The sequence below is a fragment of the Celeribacter marinus genome, from assembly GCF_965656515.1.
GTDB classification, from domain to species: domain Bacteria; phylum Pseudomonadota; class Alphaproteobacteria; order Rhodobacterales; family Rhodobacteraceae; genus Celeribacter; species Celeribacter marinus_D.
Map to the genome: position 1 here is coordinate 1 of NZ_CBFHKW010000128.1, position 1,060 is coordinate 1,060.

Here is a 1,060-nt window from a genome sequence, read left to right on the forward strand (position 1 = left end):
CTCGACCAGTCCCTCAGCTTCGGCAATAAATACTGCGTTTGCATCTTCGTCCATCATTGCGACACCAGACGCGCCATGACGTCCAACAGCTTTTGTTGATTGAACGGCTTGACCATCCAACCAATGGCGCCCGCCTCGCGTGCTTTCGCTTTTATCATATCTTCGCTTTCTGTGGACAAAAACACCACAGGAACGCCCTGATGCTCGGGGCGCGCCCGAAAGGCGCGACAAAATCCAAGACCATCCAGATTTGGCATGTTCTGATCCGTGATGACGGCGTCAGGACTCGCGCGGCCCGCCACATCAAGAGCTTCTTGACCATCGCACGCTGTCACAACCGCGTAGCCAGCCCCCTGAAGCGTATTGGAAATCATTTGTCTGACGGAGGGCGAATCGTCGACGACGAGCACAGTTTTGCTCATTGGCCTTGTTCCTTGTCTCTAGAGGATGACGCAAGATTGGCGCGCACATACTCACGGAGATCACCGTCGATCCCCAACTGAGTTAGCTTATTTTGGAAATTAGGTGCGGTGAGGAGATCCTCTGGCGGCACCAAACCTGACTTGATCGCGGCGATGACCAGTTGCACACCGCTGCAGTCGACCGCATCTGCGGATGGCCAAACAGGGGGTGAGGCGCGCAATTGCGCCAGAACAACCGCTGCGTCCCCAAATGTTAAATTGCTTGACGAAACGTGATCCATAGCGGCCCCAATAATTGTATTAGGACGAGTGTCAGCGACCAAAGGTAAAGGAAATCTCTAGCCCAATGAGCTTTGGTATATTTTGCTTAATTATAGCGTATTGACGCAAATTTATGCTAAAAACGCGACTAAGCCAGCTGCACCCTTCATCTCAAATCTGATCGTATGTTATGTGTGGGGCGATCTCTGGAGGCGTCTGTGGATCGGATGACTACTCGCTCGGAGATGACGGCAAAAATTGATCGTATTGTGCTGCGCGATTTACGCTCACTGATCCGTCGTTTTCCATTTGACGGGCGTCACATACACGATGCGATCACCGACACTAACCATCACATCACCGTCTTGAATATTGAC

1 protein-coding gene is annotated in these 1,060 nt (G+C 52.0%); it reads right to left on the minus strand.

From position 1 onward, the window contains the following. Positions 1-53: 53 nt before the first annotated feature. Positions 54-422 (minus strand): response regulator, encoded by a 369-nt coding sequence (locus ACTG34_RS13825; protein WP_439105445.1) that lies wholly within the window; start codon positions 420-422, stop codon positions 54-56. Between the last annotated feature and the right edge of the window lie 638 nt (positions 423-1,060).